Below are 15,294 nucleotides of genomic sequence, written 5' to 3' on the forward strand. Positions count from 1 at the left end.
TGGTCAGGCGGGCGGCGCAGACAGTGGGATCTTGATCTTTACGATCAAACCCTTGTCTTGCGGCACCAGTTCGGCTTGGCCGCCGTGACGCCGCAGGACATCTTTAACAATCGCAAGACCAAGACCACTGCCTTGCCCTTCGCTTAGTTGGCCAAACCTCTCGAACGCGGCCTCGGCACTGCCTTCGGGAATGCCGAGGCCGTCATCCTCTACAGCCAAAACCGCAAATTGCCCCTCCACCATGGTGCTGACGCGGATCGCGGTGAGGCTGGCGCCGCCATGGGTCAGCGCGTTTTCAAGCAAATTGGTGATCGCTTCGGCGAGCAGCACAGTGTCACCCGCAACGTGGAGCGGCGTGGTGCATGGTTCAAAGCCAAAGCCAATGTCCCGCGACAGGACGGTGGGGGCAAAGTCACTGCACACTTCGGCAGCGACAGCGTTGAGCTCGAGCGTATCGAATGCAGGGGCCTCGTCGTAGCGCAACCGTTCAAGAGACAGCAACTGATTGGCCAGCCGCGCTGATTTGCGGGCCGCAGCAATCAATTCGCGTTCTCTCAATCGACGCTCTTGCGGGTCGCTGACATCAGGCAAAACCTCGGCCAATGACAACAGTGCGGAGGCGGGGTTGCGCAGTTGATGCGCGGCGTTGGAGATAAAAACCTGATGGTCCTCAATGCTCTGGCGCACCTGCCCGAACAGCCGGTTCAACGTGGCGACAATACCAAAGGCCTCAGCCGGCACCGGGCGGCGAATATCGCGCAGGTCATCGGGGGATCTGTGTTGGATCGCATCTTGCAAATCGTTCAAGGGGCGCAGGCCGATCTTCACCCCGAACCAGACCACCAAAGCAAGGGCCGCCATCAGACTGGCGATCAAGGCCGCCGCGCGGCGCGCCAAGGCGGCGGCGAAGGCATTGCGATCACTGTCCCTTTGCCAGACCGTGACAATCGTATCGCCGGTCAGGTTGCCGATGGTCGTACTCTCGCGCATCCGCAAAACGCGCACAGGCTCGCCCCGATATTCAGCCATCGTGTAGTTCAGCCGATCCTCGCCCGCCCGACCGCCAGAGACGGGTGGATAGGCATAGCCGGTGATGTAGATGCCACCCGGACCCATGACATGGTAAAAAAGCTCACCGCCCCCGGCGTCCGAGACGAAATCCCGCGTGCTGGGCGAAAGTGCGTCCCCGCCCGAAATCGCCACATCGCGGGAGATCGCCAAAGCTGCGGCCAGAAGGCTCCGGTCGAACAGGGTTTCAGAGGTGCGCTGCGCCACTTCAAAGCGCCAAAATCCCAGAACGATCGAAAGCAACAGCAGCGGCGGCAGGATCAGCATGAACAGCCTAGAGCGCAGCGACATCGCGGTCATGCGCTATCGACCTCCAGCATATAGCCCAGCCCGCGCGCCGCTTTGATGCGGATGCCGAAGGGCTCCAACCGTTTGCGAAGACGCGACACATGCGGCTCGATTGCGCTGTCTTCCTGCGCGGCCCCGGTGCCATAGACATGGGTGATCAGTTGGGATTTCGAGACGATCCGCCCGCGCCGTTCCAGCAAACACTCCAAGGTCGCCAGTTCTTTGCGGGGGAAGGCCAGTGGCTGTTCGTCCTTTAACAACTGGCGGTTGGTACGGTCAAAGACCAAGGGGCCAATCGCGTCCCGGGCGGCGAACTCTAGGTTCTTGCGCCGCGCCATGGCCCGCAGCCGCGCCTCCAACTCGTCCATCTCGAAGGGTTTGGTCAGATAATCATCGGCCCCGGCATCCAGCCCGGCAACCCGCTCTGACGTCTCTGCCCGCGCGGTCAGCAGGATCACCGGCGTTCCATCGCCGCGGCGGCGCAGGCGGCTCAGAACCTCCAGCCCATCACAGCCGGGCAAGTTGCAATCCAGAACGATTAGATCTGCCCCCTCGTGGCGCAGAAAGGCATCGGCCTCTTCCCCGTCGTGCAGCAGATCCACCGCATGGCCGCGATCCCGCAAGCGATGGGCAATTCCTTGGGCAAGGGCCTCATTGTCTTCGATGACTGTAATGCGCATGATTAAAACTTAATCCTAATGCGCAAGTTTCGCGCAAGGTTGGAAAGGCAGAGTGCCCGTGTTGGAGGAGGGATTCGTTCCCTAAACAAATCCGAACGACGGCAGACGTGAAAGTCTGACCGGTACAGAATGTCTACGGGAGGACACCTATGACTATCAAGTATTTCGCCGCCACCGCTGCATCCGCCGCCTGCCTCGCCGCCCCGGCGCTGGCCGAGGTCGATTTTGCAGGCAAAACCATCGAGTGGGTCATCCCCTTCTCGGAAACCGGCGGCTCGGCCAAATGGGCCAACTTCTTTGCGCCGCTTCTGTCCGAAGAACTGCCCGGCAACCCCACGGTGGTCGTGAAGTTCATGCCGGGTGCAGGTTCAACCAAAGGCGCCAACTGGTTCCAAGAGCAAGAGCATGACGAGGGCACGGTCCTTTTCGGCACCTCCGGCTCGACCCAATTCCCCTATCTGCTGGACGACCCGCGCGTGCGGTATGAGTACAGCGACTGGAACCCGGTCATGGCGTCGGGCACCGGCGGGGTCGCTTATCTGAACCCCACAGACGGTGAGAAATTCGACGGCACCGCCAATAACCTCAAAGACGTCAACTTCATTTACGGCTCGCAGGGTGCCACGCGCCTTGACCTCGTGCCGCTGCTGGCATGGGAAATGCTGGGCATGAATGTCGAGCCTGTTTTCGGCATCAAGGGCCGTGGCGATGGCCGTTTGATGTTTGAGCGCGGCGAGGCCACGATCGACTATCAGACCTCCTCGAGCTACCTCGGCGCCTCTGCCGACCTCGTCGAAAAAGGTCAGGCCGTGCCGATGATGACATGGGGCGCGCTGGACGAGGACGGCAACATCGTTCGCGACCCCACCTTTCCCGACATCGCGACTTTCAAGGAAGTTTGCGAAGCGACCGAAGGCTGCGCCACCGAAGGTGAAGCATGGGACGCATGGAAAGCCTTCTTTATCGCAGGTTTCCCGGTGCAAAAGATCGCCTTCCTCCCCGCAGGCACACCCGACGATGTGATCGCGACCTACACGGCGGCCTTTGACGCGGTGCGCAACCGCGAAGACTTTGCCCAGATCGCTGAAAAGCGTGTCGGTAAGTACCCCGTCTTCGTAGGCGAAGGCGCGGCAAAGGCGACTGAGCGCGGCACGACCGTCTCTGCAGAGGCGAAAGCCTTCGTCACCAACTGGCTGCAAGAAGCCTATGGCGTTTCGCTGAAGTAAGCGGAACCCTCTCGGCCCCGGGTCAATTCCGGGGCCACCCCCCCCCTTTTTTCTAACATTTCGAGGTCGGTGCGATGGATCTGTTCGCAACCGCTCTGCCTGCGCTTGGCCAGGCATGGGCTCTCATTCTGCAACCTATGGTTCTGGGATATCTGGTGCTGGGCGTGGTCATGGGCCTCGCTGTCGGGGTCTTTCCCGGCCTCGGCGGGATCGCGGGGCTGTCGCTGCTTTTGCCTTTCATGTTCGGCATGGACCCTGTGCTGGGTCTGGCGCTGATGATCGGCATGGTCGCGGTGGTGCCTACCTCTGACACTTTCGCATCGGTTCTGATGGGCATTCCAGGGTCTTCGGCCAGCCAAGCCACGGTGCTCGACGGCTTTCCGATGGCCAAGAAAGGCCAAGCCGCGCGGGCGCTTTCGGCGGCTTTCACGTCATCGCTTTTCGGCGGTCTGGTTGGCGCGGCTTTCTTGACGATGTTCATTGTCATCGCGCGGCCCATCGTCTTGTCCTTCGGCCTGCCCGAAATGCTGATGATCTCAATCCTAGGTCTGTCGATGGTGGCGGTGCTGGCGGGACGCGTGGCGCTGAAAGGTCTCGCCGCCGCGGGCCTCGGCCTGCTGATCGGCACCATCGGTGAAGCCGACGCGGGCGGCTCCCTGCGCATGGCGACCTATGACATCCCCTACCTGACGGACGGCTTGAAACTGGTGATCGTCGGCCTTGGCATCTTTGCCGTACCAGAAATCGTTTCGCTTCTACGCCAAGACCGGGCGATTTCCAAAGAAGCCAAACTCGGCGCGGGCTGGGGTGACGGCGTGCGCGACTGGGTTGCCAACAAATGGCTGTCGGTGCGCTGCTCGTTGATCGGCGTGGTCGTTGGCATCATCCCCGGCCTTGGCGGCTCGGTCGTTGACTGGATCGCCTATGGCCACGCAGTTCAAACGACGAAAGACAAATCGAATTTCGGCAAAGGCGAAGTGCGTGGCGTGATCGGGCCGGAAAGCTCGAACAACGCGAAAGAGGGCGGCGGCTTGGTCCCTACCCTGCTCTTCGGTATTCCCGGTTCCGGCTCGATGGCGATTTTCATCGGTGCCATCGCCCTGCTGGGCTCCGGCGAGATCGAAGTCGGCCCCTCGATGCTGCGCGACAACCTCGACATCACCTATTCGATCGTCTGGTTGCTGGCGTTGGCCAACGTCGTCGGCACGCTGCTGTGCATCGCGGCCTCGGGCGGCATCGCCAAGCTGACCACGATCCGTTTCACCTACCTTGCGCCGTTTCTCTTCATGTTGATCTCTTTCGCGGCGTTCCAGTCGGGGCAGAACTTCGAAGACATCCTCGCGCTTTTCGTGATCGGCCTGATCGGCATCTTCCTGCGCCGCTTTGACTGGTCGCGCCCGGCTTTTCTGATCGGCTTCGTCCTGTCCAACCCGGTCGAGAAATTCTCGAACCAAGCGTTCCAAATCGCATCATTCCGGTTCCGCAAGTCGTTTGAGGAAGGCATGGAGTATGTCTTCTCCCCCATCGTCATCGTGCTGCTGATCATCACCGTGGTCTCTGTCGTGCTGGGTCTGCGTCAGGCCAAGTCGATCATGGCCGAGGGCGATGTTCAGTCCGGCTCCAAACGCGCGCCCTTGGTCTTTTTGCTGATCATCATGGGCTATGTCGTGGCCGCGCTGATCAATGCCTCGCTGATCCCCGACTACAACATGACCGACAAGATCGTGCCGCTGGTCGTGGGGGGCATCGCCTTGGCCGCGCTGCTGATCTTGCTGGTGCAGATGATCCTGCGTCCCGAAAGCGATGCGATCTTCGCCGACAAGGAAGTCTCGGGCGAGGATGCTGATGCGCCCTATGGCCTCTGGAGCACGCTCGCGTGGTTCGTGGGGCTGATCGTCGCCACATACTTCGTCGGCTTTATCCTCGCGCTCTTGGGCTTTTTGATCAGCTTCCTGCGGGTTCGCGCACAGGCGCATTGGCCGAAAACCCTGATCCTGACGGCCTGCGGCATCGCGCTGATGTGCGTCATGGCCGGGGCACTCAACCGTGATTTCCCGCCGGGTCTGCTGCAAGGCGCAGTCGATCTGCCCTGGCCGCTGAACTGAGGAGTTTAAAGATGACACAGACAGCTATCCCCTATCTCTTCATGCGCGGCGGCACCTCGCGGGGGCCATACTTCAACCGCGCGGACCTGCCCGAAGACCGCGAAACGCTGGCCGAAGTGCTGCTCGCCGTGGTCGGCTCCGGACATCCGCTGAACATCGACGGCATCGGCGGCGGGGCGGCGGTGACCACCAAGGTTGCGATGCTTTCGCCTTCTGACGACGGTTGGGCCGATGTGGACTATTTCTTTGCCCAAGTCTCGGTCGAGGATCGGCTGGTCGATTTCAAACCGACCTGCGGAAACATCCTGTCGGGCGTCGGGCCAGCGGCGGTGGAATTGGGCCTCGTCCACCCCACCGGCGATGTGACAGATGTCAAAATCCACGCGGTCAACACCGGGGCCAAGGTGCTGTCCAAAGTCCTAACCCCCGGCGGCGTGCTCACCTATGATGGCGACACCGAGATCGCGGGCGTGCCCGGGGCCGGCGCCGCTGTCGCACTGAACTTCATGGGCGTCGTCGGCTCTTCGACCGGGGCGTTTTTGCCCACGGGCAACATCCGCGATACCTTTGACGGGATCGAAGTCACCTGCATGGATGTGGCCATGCCGATGGTCATTGCCCGTGCGACAGACTTCGGTCTGACCGGTTACGAGAGCGTCGCTGAACTCGATGCAAACAAAGATTTCTTTGCGCGTATGGAAGCGATCCGCCTTCAGGCCGGAGCCGCAATGGGCATGGGGGATGTGGCAAAATCCGTCACGCCAAAGTTCGGCCTGCTGGCCCCTGCCCGAGACGGCGGCACCATCGCGACGCGCTATTTCATGCCGTGGAACACGCACCCCTCCATGGCGGTGACCGGGGCGCAATGCCTTGCGTCCTGCGCGCTCACGCCTGGCAGTGTGGCCGATGGCCTGTTGGAACGCCCCACCCAAAGCCCCGCCGATGTGGTGCTCGAACATGCCTCTGGCACGATTGCCGTGCTGGTGGATTACGACACGTCCGACGGCTTCGCGCTGAACTCTGCCGGGCTGCTACGGACGGCGCGCAAGCTGGCGGATGGCTGTGTCTTTGTCCCCTCGCGCATTTGGGAGGGCCACTGACATGCCCGTGATGAACCTTCTTGTCGCCTTCAACGGCTCCGACGCCTCCGTCGCCGCGCTGCGCTATGCCGCTTCCCTAGCCAAACAGCGCGGCGCGCATGTCACGGCGATCCTTGCCCATACCGCCCATGAGGTGATCGACCTCCGCTCGCGCTGGATCCCCGAAGAGGCCCGCGCCCTGTTGGAGGCTGCCAACAGCGAGATCCTGGCCGAAGTCACCCGCCGGTTCGAAGAGCTACGCCCGGCACTTGGTCTGGGCGAAGCGCTGGATTTCCGCGAGGAGACGGGCCGCGTCGACACGCTGCTTTCCGAAGGCGCGCGGTACTATGATATGCTGATCGTCGGCGCGCGGGCCGAAAGCGATGATGCCCATGTGACCCACCACCCAGACCGGATCGCGCTACAATCTGGGCGTCCGGTGATCGTGGTTCCGGCAGGCTATGACGCGGGCGCGCAGCACAGCCACGCGGCGCTGGCCTGGGACGGGGGGCGCGCCGCCGCGCGGGCCTTGTCGGACAGCCTGCGCCTGCTTGAGGCCGATGGCCGGGTCAGTGTTCTGACGGTCGGCAAACGCACCTCTTGGCCGATCGCCGATCTGATGACCCATCTTGACCGCCACGGCGTCGAAGCGGTGCATGAGAACTTCCCGACCACCCATCCGGTGGCGCAGACCCTGCTGTCCTATTGCGAGCGGCACGATCCCTCGCTGCTGGTGCTCGGTGCCTATGAGCACTCCAAGTTCCGCGAAGATTTCCTTGGTGGGGTGACCGCCGAGGTGCTGGAAAAGATCAAAATCCCCGTTCTGTTGTCCCACTGAGAAGCGAATGATGACCAATTACGAGAAAATCCGCATCGCCCGCCGTGATCTGGAAAAACTGCGCGCTGAGTTGATTACTAGCCTAAACACGCAAAAAGACCGCGACCCTGATCTGCTCATCCTGCATGAGCGGATCAGCAAAGCGATCAACGCGCTTTCCGCATAGGGGGCCCGGGATGAAGGTCCATATCCTCGACGACTGGTTCGACACCCTGCGCGGGTTGCCCTGCTTTGATCTGCTGGCAGGGCACGACGTGACCGTCTGGACGGACCATCAGCCCGATGAGGCGATCTTGGCCGACCGTTTACAGGATGCCGATTGCGTGGTGCTCTTTCGCGAGCGGACGAAGGTGACGCGCGGGCTGCTGGAGCGTCTGCCGAACTTGCGCCTGATCTCGCAGCGCGGCGCCTATCCGCATGTGGATGTCGCGGCTTGCACCGATCAGGGCGTGCTGCTGTGTTCCAACAAAGGCGCGGATGGGGCCAACCATGCGGCAGCTGAACTAACCTTTGCGCTGATCCTCTCGGCCATGCGGCAACTGCCGCAGCAGATGGCGAGCGCCAAGGCGGGCAACTGGCAGATGGGCGTCGGACGCAGCTTGCACGGACGGCGGCTGGGGCTTTATGGCTATGGGCGCATCGGACGTGTGGTGGCGGACTACGCCCGCGCCTTTGGCATGGAGATTGTGTGGTGGGGCTCTGAAGCCGGACGCGCGCGGGCGAAAGCCGAAGGTGAGACCGTTGCCAAGAGCCGCGTGGCGTTCTTCGGGTCCTGCGACGTGGTCTCCCTGCATCTCCGGCTTACTCCTGAGACCGGCGGTAGCGTCACCGCGGAAGACCTCAGCACCATGTCGCCCCGCGCGGTACTGGTGAACACCTCGCGCGCCGGGCTGATTGCCGAAGGCGCGCTGCTGCAAGCGCTTAACGCCGGGCATCTGGGCGCGGCGGCGGTAGATGTCTTTGATACCGAGCCGCTAGCGGATCCCAATGACCCTCTGCTCTCGCACCCCAGACTGATCGCCACCCCGCATATCGGCTTTGTCACCGAAGACGAATTCGACAAGCAATTCACCGATATCTTCGAACAGGTAAACGCCTTTGCGGCAGGTGCACCGATCCATATGATCAACCCTTCCGTCTACGCACCATAAGCCCCGCCACCAGCGGTGCGCCGACGATCACCAGCACGATGCGGGTCAGGTGGTGCGTGATGACAAAGCCCAGATCGGCCCCGGTGACGATGGCCAGCACCGTCATCTCGGCCTGCCCGCCCGGCGCGAAGGCAAGGAACGCCTCGACCGGATCGCCCAACCCGGCCCAAGTGACGAGCCCGGTGAAACCTGCGGCCAAGACGGCCAGCACCAGCACATAGGCGATGCCCGCCAGCACCACCCGCGTCAGTTCGCCCCATGTCACGCCCAGAAAGTGCACGCCGATCCCGCAGCCGATAAAGAACTGCGCGGCAAGGATGGCCTCGGCTGGCGGGCGGCTGTGGATCAGGCCGGAGAGTGACAGAACGGCGGTCACGATCATGGGGCCAAGGATGGACGCGCCAAATAGGCCGATCCGTTCGCCTCCCTTCCAGCCGATCAGAGCTGCGGCGGCCATCAGGGCCATCTCACCCACCGGCAGTTCCGCCACCGGTGCGCCGATGGGATTGGTCAGCCCTGCCCCGTAAGCCAAGGTCAAAAAGACAGGCGCGAGGGTGACGATAATCAACACCCGCGTGGCATGGATCAGTGACAGCGCACGCGGATCGCCCCCCGCTTCGGTGCCAAAGATCACCATGTCCTGCAAGCCGCCCGGCATGGCGGCGTAATAGGCCGTCGGCGCGTCGAACCCCCAAACATGCCGAAAGAAAGGGACGCCGATAATCCCGATTAGCGCGATAAAGACCGGGACCAGCGCCACCGACATCGCCATCTGTGGCAGTTGGTGGAAAAGGTCAGGCGTGATTGAGGCCCCCACCGCCACCCCAAGGATCGTGCGCGCCGCGACCGAGACCTGTCCGAAGCCTTTGATCGGCACGTTCGACAATGCCGCGATAAGGCAGGCGGCCATCGGCCCGAAAAGGAATGGCAGCGGCAGATCGAGCCACCAAAAGAGCGCAGTACCAGCCGCGGCGAGGATAAGGGTCAGCGCACGACGGCGGGTCGGTTTGGAGAGGAGCATAGGGTTCGACTCACTTCTTCTTCCGGGCTTGACCCTTTCTGGATACGATTGTATCCACCTGTATGCAATACCTATCGGAGGGGGTTTCATGAGCGAAGAAGACCGCACGCCGCAGGGCAACTCTGCCTACAATCAGTTGATGGATGAACTGCGCGCCGGACGGCTCAACCCCGGCGACCGCCTGCGTGAGACGGAGCTGGCCGAGCGCTTGGGCGTCTCCCGCACCCCCGTGCGCGAAGCGATCCGCCAGTTGGAGGCCGATGGCGTCGTGGCCCATATCCCCCGCCAAGGCGCAAGCATCCGCACGCTGGACTATGCCGAGGTGATGGAGCTTTACGAGATGCGCGCCGTGTTAGAGGGCACCGCTGCACGGCTGGCCGCCCGCGCCGCATCGGACATCGAGATCGAAGAACTTCAGGACATGAACCAGCAGCTCGCCACCTTGGGCAATGTGCCTGAGGCCTTCACGCTCAACCGTCAGTTCCACGCAGCCCTTCTGGACGCTGCGAAGAACCGCTTCCTGACCCGGTCGATCCATACGCTGCAAAAGACGCTGATGATCCTCGGGCCGACGACGCTGACCGACCCTGCCCGCGCCGAGAATGCGGTGGAAGAGCACTTTGGGGTTCTCGACGCGATCAAGGCCCGTGATGCCGCCCTCGCCGAAGCGGCGATGCGCGCGCATATCGAAGCGGCCCAACGGGTCCGGGTGCGCGCCCTGCGCGCGCAGCCCTCGCGTGATGAGACCTATGACGGAGACCTGCTGTGACCGAGGCTTGCGATATCGTCGTGATCGGCGGCGGCAATGCAGCCCTTTGTGCCGCGATCACCGCCGCAGAAGCGGGCGCCCGCGTGCTGATCCTTGAGACCGCGCCAAAACCCTACCGGGGCGGCAATTCCCGCCATACCCGCAACTTCCGCTGCATGCACCACGGGCCACTGGGGCCGCTGGTCGAAAGCTACACCGAAGAGGAATACCTCGCCGACCTGATGAAGGTGACGGGCGGTAAGACGGATGAGCACCTCGCCCGTCTCGCGATCCGCACCTCTGAGGAATGCCTGCCATGGATGGAGGAACATGGCGTGCGGTTTCAGCCTTCGCTCTCGGGCACCCTGTCACTTGCCCGCACCAATGCCTTCTTCCGCGGCGGTGGGAAAAGCCTTGTGAACGCCTATTACCGCACCGCCGAAGGATTGGGCGTGGATGTGCTCTATGAAGCTGCCGTCACCCATCTGGAGCTGGACGGCGACCGGGTGACGCGGGTGGATTATACCCATGAGGGGGCCGCCAAGAGCCTCTCGCCCAAATCTGTCGTCGTGGCCTCTGGCGGCTTTCAGGCAGATACCGACTGGCTCGCCCGCGCATGGGGGCCAGCGGCGAAGAACTTCCTGATCCGGGGCACGCCCTATAACCGCGGCGTGGTATTGGCGGACCTACTGGACCAAGGCATCGCACAGGTGGGCGACCCGACCCAGTGCCACGCCGTCGCCATTGACGGGCGGGCACCGAAATTCGATGGCGGGATCGTCACGCGACTTGACTGCGTGCCCTTCTCCATCGTCGTGAACAAGGACGCACAGCGGTTCTATGACGAGGGCGAGGATGTCTGGCCCAAACGCTACGCCATCTGGGGCCGACTGGTGGCCGCCCAGCCCGATCAGGTCGGCTATGTCATCATTGACGCGAAATCGTTGAACCTGTTCATGCCTTCGGTCTTCCCCCCGATCAAAGCCGATACGCTGGCGGAACTGGCGGGAAAGATGGGCCTGCCCGCTGATGCGCTGGAGCACACCGTGGCCGAGTTCAACGAAGCCTGCGGCGATCAAAGTGCCTTCCACCCCACCGAACTTGATGGCGTAGCGACCACGGGTCTGACCCCGCCCAAGACAAACTGGGCGCGACCGATCACCGAGCCGCCGTTCTACGGCTATTCGCTCAGGACAGGCGTCACCTTCACCTACCTCGGGCTGAAGGTGGACGAAAACGCGCAATGCTCCATCGGCGACCGCCCGGTCAGCAACCTCTGGGCGGCGGGCGAAACCATGGCGGGCTCGATCTTGGGCCAAGGGTATCTTGCCGGATTTGGCATGACCATCGGCACCGTCTTCGGACGTATCGCAGGCAAGGAGGCCGCAGCCCATGCAAATTGATCTACTCCAAGAGGCCCGCCGTCAGGCCGAAATCTGTAACGCTTGCCGCTATTGCGAGGGCTACTGTTCGGTCTTCCCTGCCCTTCAGGCCGAGCGCGCCTTTTCGGATGGGGATCTGACGCAACTGGCGAACCTGTGCCACAATTGCCGGGGCTGCTACTACGCCTGCCAATACACCGCTCCGCATGAGTTTGAACTGAACCTGCCCCAAGCCTTGGCCGATGTGCGCCAGGACAGTTGGGAGGAGCTCGCCTTTCCACGTGCTGCCGGGAAAGCCTTTCAGAAAAACGGCCTCGCCATTGTGCTCGCCACCGTATTCGGCTTTGCCCTGCTCTTCTGGGCCGCCCGCGCGCTGGCCGCTGCGGGGGGCGAAGGTTTCTATGCAGTGCTGTCTCACAATGCGATGGTGGCAATCTTTCTGCCCGCCTTTCTGTTTCCGCTGGCGAGCATTGCCATCGGGCTGCGCCGTTACTGGCAAACCGTCGGCGGTGCCCCGGTTCGCCTCTCGCATCTGCGCGGGGCCATCGTCTCAATCGCGAACATGCGCAATCTCAAGGGCGGGCATGGCGACGGTTGCAACTTTGAGGACGAAGACCGTTTCACCCATGCCCGCCGCTATGCGCATCAGGCGATCATGTACGGCTTTCTGTTGTGCTTTGCTTCGACCAGCGTGGCGACGCTGATGCATTGCCTGCTTGGTATGCCCGCTCCTTACGGGCTGTTCTCCGCCCCCAAAATCCTTGGTCTGTCGGGCGGTGTTCTGTTGATGTTGGGCTGTGGCAAAATGGTCTGGCTCAAGCTGCGGTCGGACAAATCGCTCGGTGCGACCAATGCCTTTGGCGGAGAGATCGCCTTTACCGGGTTGCTGGGATTTGTCGGGCTGAGCGGGCTGTTGCTCTATGCGGCAAGCGGTTCTGGCTGGATGCCGGGCCTGTTGGTTATTCACCTCGGCGCCGTGCTCGCGTTCTTTTTGCTGACACCCTTCACCAAAATGGCCCATGGGTTTTACCGAATGGCGGCTTTGGTGCGGGATGCGCAGCGGCGCGAGGGGGTTTGAGCGAAATGGTACAGCGCGGGCGGGGCCCGCAACAGCGCGGGTTCATGACAAAACCAATGCTGGGAATGTTCATCCTCTGAGCCGAGAAGGCCAGCATTGGGTTTTACCCAGCATCCAATTACCTGTAAATAGCGCCTGTTCGTTGAAGCACAGGCTTTGGCGGCTTACAGGGTCGGGCGTTGCATGGAGCCGGAACATTGAGTTTTACAGCGCCCGCTTCAGAGCAATTGCCCCGCACTTTGAACGACTATTACAACCGTGCACGCGCGGGGATGAGCCCGCGCAACCGTGCGTATTTCTTGGCCGTTGCCGGGGGTGGGCAGACCCTTTCTGCCAATGAAACCGCTTTTCAGCAGGCACAGGTCACGCCACGAATGCTGCGCGATCTGCGGAGCGGGTCGACAGAAGTGTCGCTGCTGAGACAAAAGCTCGCTGCGCCCTTTCTGATCGCGCCCCTGCCTATCACCGACTGCTGCATGACGCAGGCGAGAGCGCAACTGCCCGCGCGGCCGAGGCCTAGTCGATCAAGATGGTGCTGAGCGCGCAGAGCGGCGAACCGCTCGACAAGGTGCGCAGCAGCGGTCCCGGCAGTGACTGGTTTCAACTACACTGGATGGGGAGCAGAGAGGCCACGCAAGCGCTTGCGCAGATGGCACTGGACGCGGGTTTTACCAGATTGATCCTGACCATTGATGCGCCCGTCCAAGGAGTTCGGGCCGCGAAATCGAGGCGCAGTTTCAACTGCCGCCCGATGTCAGCGCGGCCGCCTCTTCTACATTTTCATCCAGTCCGACCAGCCCGACTTTCAGAAACCCGTCTGCGCGCAGGATGTTCATCACCCGCATGAATTCACCATAGGGCACGGGTTTATCCGCACGGATGAAGATCCGCGTATCGCGTTTTTATTCGGGCGGGTGCGCATCAAACCGGTGCCCCCAGGAACAAGCGGAAGTCAGGTTCACAGGAGGTGTTTTCGGCGTCGCGCAGCGCATCTGCAGACCACGATCAGTGACACCGCCACGCGCTTTCGTATCTCCGACATCGGAAAGCGCAAAACGTCTGAACCAGCGGGTACAGCACCCCGACATAGGTAAAGCTTCAGACCCAATGGACCTGAAGCTTTTGTGAGATGCCGTAATTTCGTCGGGATTCACTTCAAGTATAAGGATATTTATGTTCTTTTTCAGTAGGTTATGGAGTTCTAATTTTGAAATTGCATAATTGCGAGCCTCAATTTCATAATTATCCATGTTTTCAATGAGATCAAGAAAAACCCCGCAGCTGGAACAGCTCGGGGTCTTCCGTTTTCAGAATTTTGAGCTGCGTTATGCTTTGTAGAGAATTCCAGTCTCGATCCGATACGGGTTCTCGATGAGGAAGACATTTGCCGCATTCGACGCGCCGGTCCAGCTTCGAAAAACCTTCGCGAAGTCAGTGATGAGAAGCGCCTTCCTATCTGGATGGTCTACGCAAACATTTGCAAGCGCGTTGATGATAAGCTCGATTAATCTGCCCCATCGGCGAGCCGAAGCATGAATCAACCGATTGTAGATATCTGAATTGCGGATCTCGGTCGGGTCCAATCCAACAACGTCACTGAACATCACCAAAATTGAATCGACCTCTTTCAGGCTGGCCGCATCATAGGCGATGTCATGGTACGTGACGGGTTCGAGCAAACTGGTCAGTTGCTCATTGGCATTTGCATAGTCCAAGAGCTCAGGCACACCAGAGTAAATCGGAAGGATCGGCCAGCCAGGCCTCTTCATGACATCCTTAAGGCCGTTCAGGATCACCTCGATCTCAGCAGGTCTCTTGTCAGAAAACAGGTGCTGTGCCTCGTCAATATTTACGATCAGATATTTTTCCCGCATCAGCTGGGAATCAGCACGTGACCAGATGGTAGCCGTGCTGCGGTGATCCAGCTTGAACGGGTAGTTAACCGCCTCCAGAATTGCCACTCCCAGACCTTTCCAGTTCACTGTAGAACGAAGCGAGACGCGCAGGTAGTTGCGTTGGAAGCCTCCCGGCAATGGCTCATCTGAGGCGGCAAAACTGCGAAGTAGGTCCTTGATGTCATGGCTTTTGCCAGTCCGCGTTCCTCCTGTGACGATGAGGCCCCGGCCCTCAATATGCTGATCTGCGAGATGGGCTGAGAGAAACTGATCCAGGACACGATCGAAGGCCTTGCTGAGCTCCTCACGGCGCGGAAACTCGTAGTATCGCGACTTGAGCTTCGCCAATACCTCGACTGAAGGTGTCAGATTGCTAGTGGCGTTATTAATATCGCTCATTTCAGTGATCCTTTGCCTTCTGGCGTACCGGTGAATGTCTGAACCTCCGTTGCAGGTGACTTGCCGCTGTCATTGGTTTCGACATTCGGAACGTCGGCATCATCATTCGCTTCAACCGGCTCAGCAGGAACTTCGCCGCCAGGAGTATAGATTCCCTCTCCAGTACCAACGGGCTTTGCGAGGGCAGACAAAGGAGCTGAGGGGCTGGAGTGTTGATTGTCACTGAGAACTGACCCGGTAGCCCCATAAATTGTCACTGAGAATTGACCCATGTGAACACACTTCCCCGACGGTTTTGGTTGGGGGGATTTGGAGTGATCGACATGGGATTTTTGA

The 15,294-nt window shown here is 61.1% G+C and carries 15 protein-coding genes and 2 pseudogenes; 11 read left to right on the top strand and 6 right to left on the bottom strand.

Annotated features, from left to right (window positions below; all coding sequences use genetic code 11):
* Positions 1-3: 3 nt before the first annotated feature.
* Both J3456_RS15750 and J3456_RS15755 read right to left on the bottom strand, forming a co-directional pair.
* Positions 4-1,368 (bottom strand): sensor histidine kinase, encoded by a 1,365-nt coding sequence (locus J3456_RS15750; protein ID WP_349581078.1) that lies wholly within the window; start codon positions 1,366-1,368, stop codon positions 4-6.
* The gene (locus J3456_RS15755; RefSeq protein WP_120350978.1) at positions 1,365-2,036 is read right to left on the bottom strand and encodes a response regulator transcription factor; all 672 of its coding nucleotides are present in this window, start codon (positions 2,034-2,036) and stop codon (positions 1,365-1,367) included. The genes J3456_RS15750 and J3456_RS15755 overlap by 4 nt, the downstream gene beginning before the upstream one ends.
* Positions 2,037-2,185: 149 nt before the next feature.
* Here J3456_RS15755 and J3456_RS15760 point away from each other — a divergent pair, with 149 nt between their 5' ends.
* The 6 genes from J3456_RS15760 (at position 2,186) to J3456_RS15785 (ending at position 8,435) form a co-directional block, all read left to right on the top strand.
* A complete protein-coding gene (locus J3456_RS15760; protein WP_349581080.1) occupies positions 2,186-3,262 on the top strand; it encodes a tricarboxylate transporter in 1,077 nt (358 codons plus the stop codon).
* Positions 3,263-3,336: 74 nt separating this feature from the next.
* A complete protein-coding gene (locus J3456_RS15765) occupies positions 3,337-5,367 on the top strand; it encodes a tripartite tricarboxylate transporter permease (protein ID WP_349581082.1) in 2,031 nt (676 codons plus the stop codon).
* An 11-nt stretch (positions 5,368-5,378) separates the two neighbouring features.
* The gene (locus J3456_RS15770; protein ID WP_349581084.1) at positions 5,379-6,467 is read left to right on the top strand and encodes a 4-oxalomesaconate tautomerase; all 1,089 of its coding nucleotides are present in this window, start codon (positions 5,379-5,381) and stop codon (positions 6,465-6,467) included.
* Position 6,468: 1 nt separating this feature from the next.
* A complete protein-coding gene (locus tag J3456_RS15775; protein ID WP_349581086.1) occupies positions 6,469-7,284 on the top strand; it encodes a universal stress protein in 816 nt (271 codons plus the stop codon).
* A 10-nt stretch (positions 7,285-7,294) separates the two neighbouring features.
* Positions 7,295-7,450: a hypothetical protein gene (locus tag J3456_RS15780; protein ID WP_349581088.1), complete on the top strand. Its 156-nt coding sequence runs from the start codon at positions 7,295-7,297 to the stop codon at positions 7,448-7,450.
* 10 nt (positions 7,451-7,460) lie between these two features.
* Positions 7,461-8,435 (top strand): D-2-hydroxyacid dehydrogenase family protein, encoded by a 975-nt coding sequence (locus tag J3456_RS15785; RefSeq protein WP_349581089.1) that lies wholly within the window; start codon positions 7,461-7,463, stop codon positions 8,433-8,435.
* Here the strand turns inward: J3456_RS15785 and J3456_RS15790 are convergent.
* Positions 8,410-9,456, bottom strand: coding sequence for an AbrB family transcriptional regulator (locus J3456_RS15790; RefSeq protein WP_349581090.1), 1,047 nt, complete (start codon positions 9,454-9,456; stop codon positions 8,410-8,412). The two genes, J3456_RS15785 and J3456_RS15790, sit on opposite strands and share 26 nt — an antisense overlap.
* Before the next feature lie 88 nt (positions 9,457-9,544).
* On the opposite strand from J3456_RS15790, the gene J3456_RS15795 reads away from it, so the two are divergent.
* The 5 genes and pseudogenes from J3456_RS15795 to J3456_RS19435 all read left to right on the top strand — a co-directional run.
* Positions 9,545-10,225: a GntR family transcriptional regulator gene (locus J3456_RS15795; RefSeq protein WP_259944023.1), complete on the top strand. Its 681-nt coding sequence runs from the start codon at positions 9,545-9,547 to the stop codon at positions 10,223-10,225.
* The gene (gene tcuA / locus J3456_RS15800; RefSeq protein ID WP_349581093.1) at positions 10,222-11,607 is read left to right on the top strand and encodes an FAD-dependent tricarballylate dehydrogenase TcuA; all 1,386 of its coding nucleotides are present in this window, start codon (positions 10,222-10,224) and stop codon (positions 11,605-11,607) included. The genes J3456_RS15795 and tcuA overlap by 4 nt, the downstream gene beginning before the upstream one ends.
* Positions 11,597-12,664, top strand: coding sequence for a tricarballylate utilization 4Fe-4S protein TcuB (tcuB, locus tag J3456_RS15805; RefSeq protein WP_349581095.1), 1,068 nt, complete (start codon positions 11,597-11,599; stop codon positions 12,662-12,664). Before tcuA ends, tcuB begins: the two co-directional genes overlap by 11 nt.
* Positions 12,665-12,936: 272 nt before the next feature.
* The gene (locus tag J3456_RS19430) at positions 12,937-13,203 is read left to right on the top strand and encodes an alpha-hydroxy-acid oxidizing protein (RefSeq protein ID WP_502989516.1); all 267 of its coding nucleotides are present in this window, start codon (positions 12,937-12,939) and stop codon (positions 13,201-13,203) included.
* Positions 13,194-13,358, top strand: a pseudogene (locus tag J3456_RS19435) (alpha-hydroxy-acid oxidizing protein); the annotation flags it as partial. The gene J3456_RS19430 and the pseudogene J3456_RS19435, both read left to right, overlap by 10 nt.
* Positions 13,359-13,401: 43 nt before the next feature.
* Here the strand turns inward: J3456_RS19435 and J3456_RS15810 are convergent.
* The 3 genes and pseudogenes from J3456_RS15810 to J3456_RS15820 form a co-directional block, all read right to left on the bottom strand.
* Complete coding sequence (locus J3456_RS15810) at positions 13,402-13,527, bottom strand: hypothetical protein (RefSeq protein ID WP_502989514.1); 126 nt, start codon at positions 13,525-13,527, stop codon at positions 13,402-13,404.
* 462 nt (positions 13,528-13,989) lie between these two features.
* Entirely contained in the window at positions 13,990-14,958 is a 969-nt protein-coding gene (locus J3456_RS15815; RefSeq protein WP_349581096.1) for a TniB family NTP-binding protein, read from the bottom strand.
* A pseudogene (locus tag J3456_RS15820) lies at positions 14,955-15,294 on the bottom strand (hypothetical protein); the annotation flags it as partial. The gene J3456_RS15815 and the pseudogene J3456_RS15820, both read right to left, overlap by 4 nt.

The organism is Sulfitobacter sp. NFXS29, from assembly GCF_040148765.1.
In the GTDB taxonomy this organism is placed as follows: domain Bacteria; phylum Pseudomonadota; class Alphaproteobacteria; order Rhodobacterales; family Rhodobacteraceae; genus Sulfitobacter.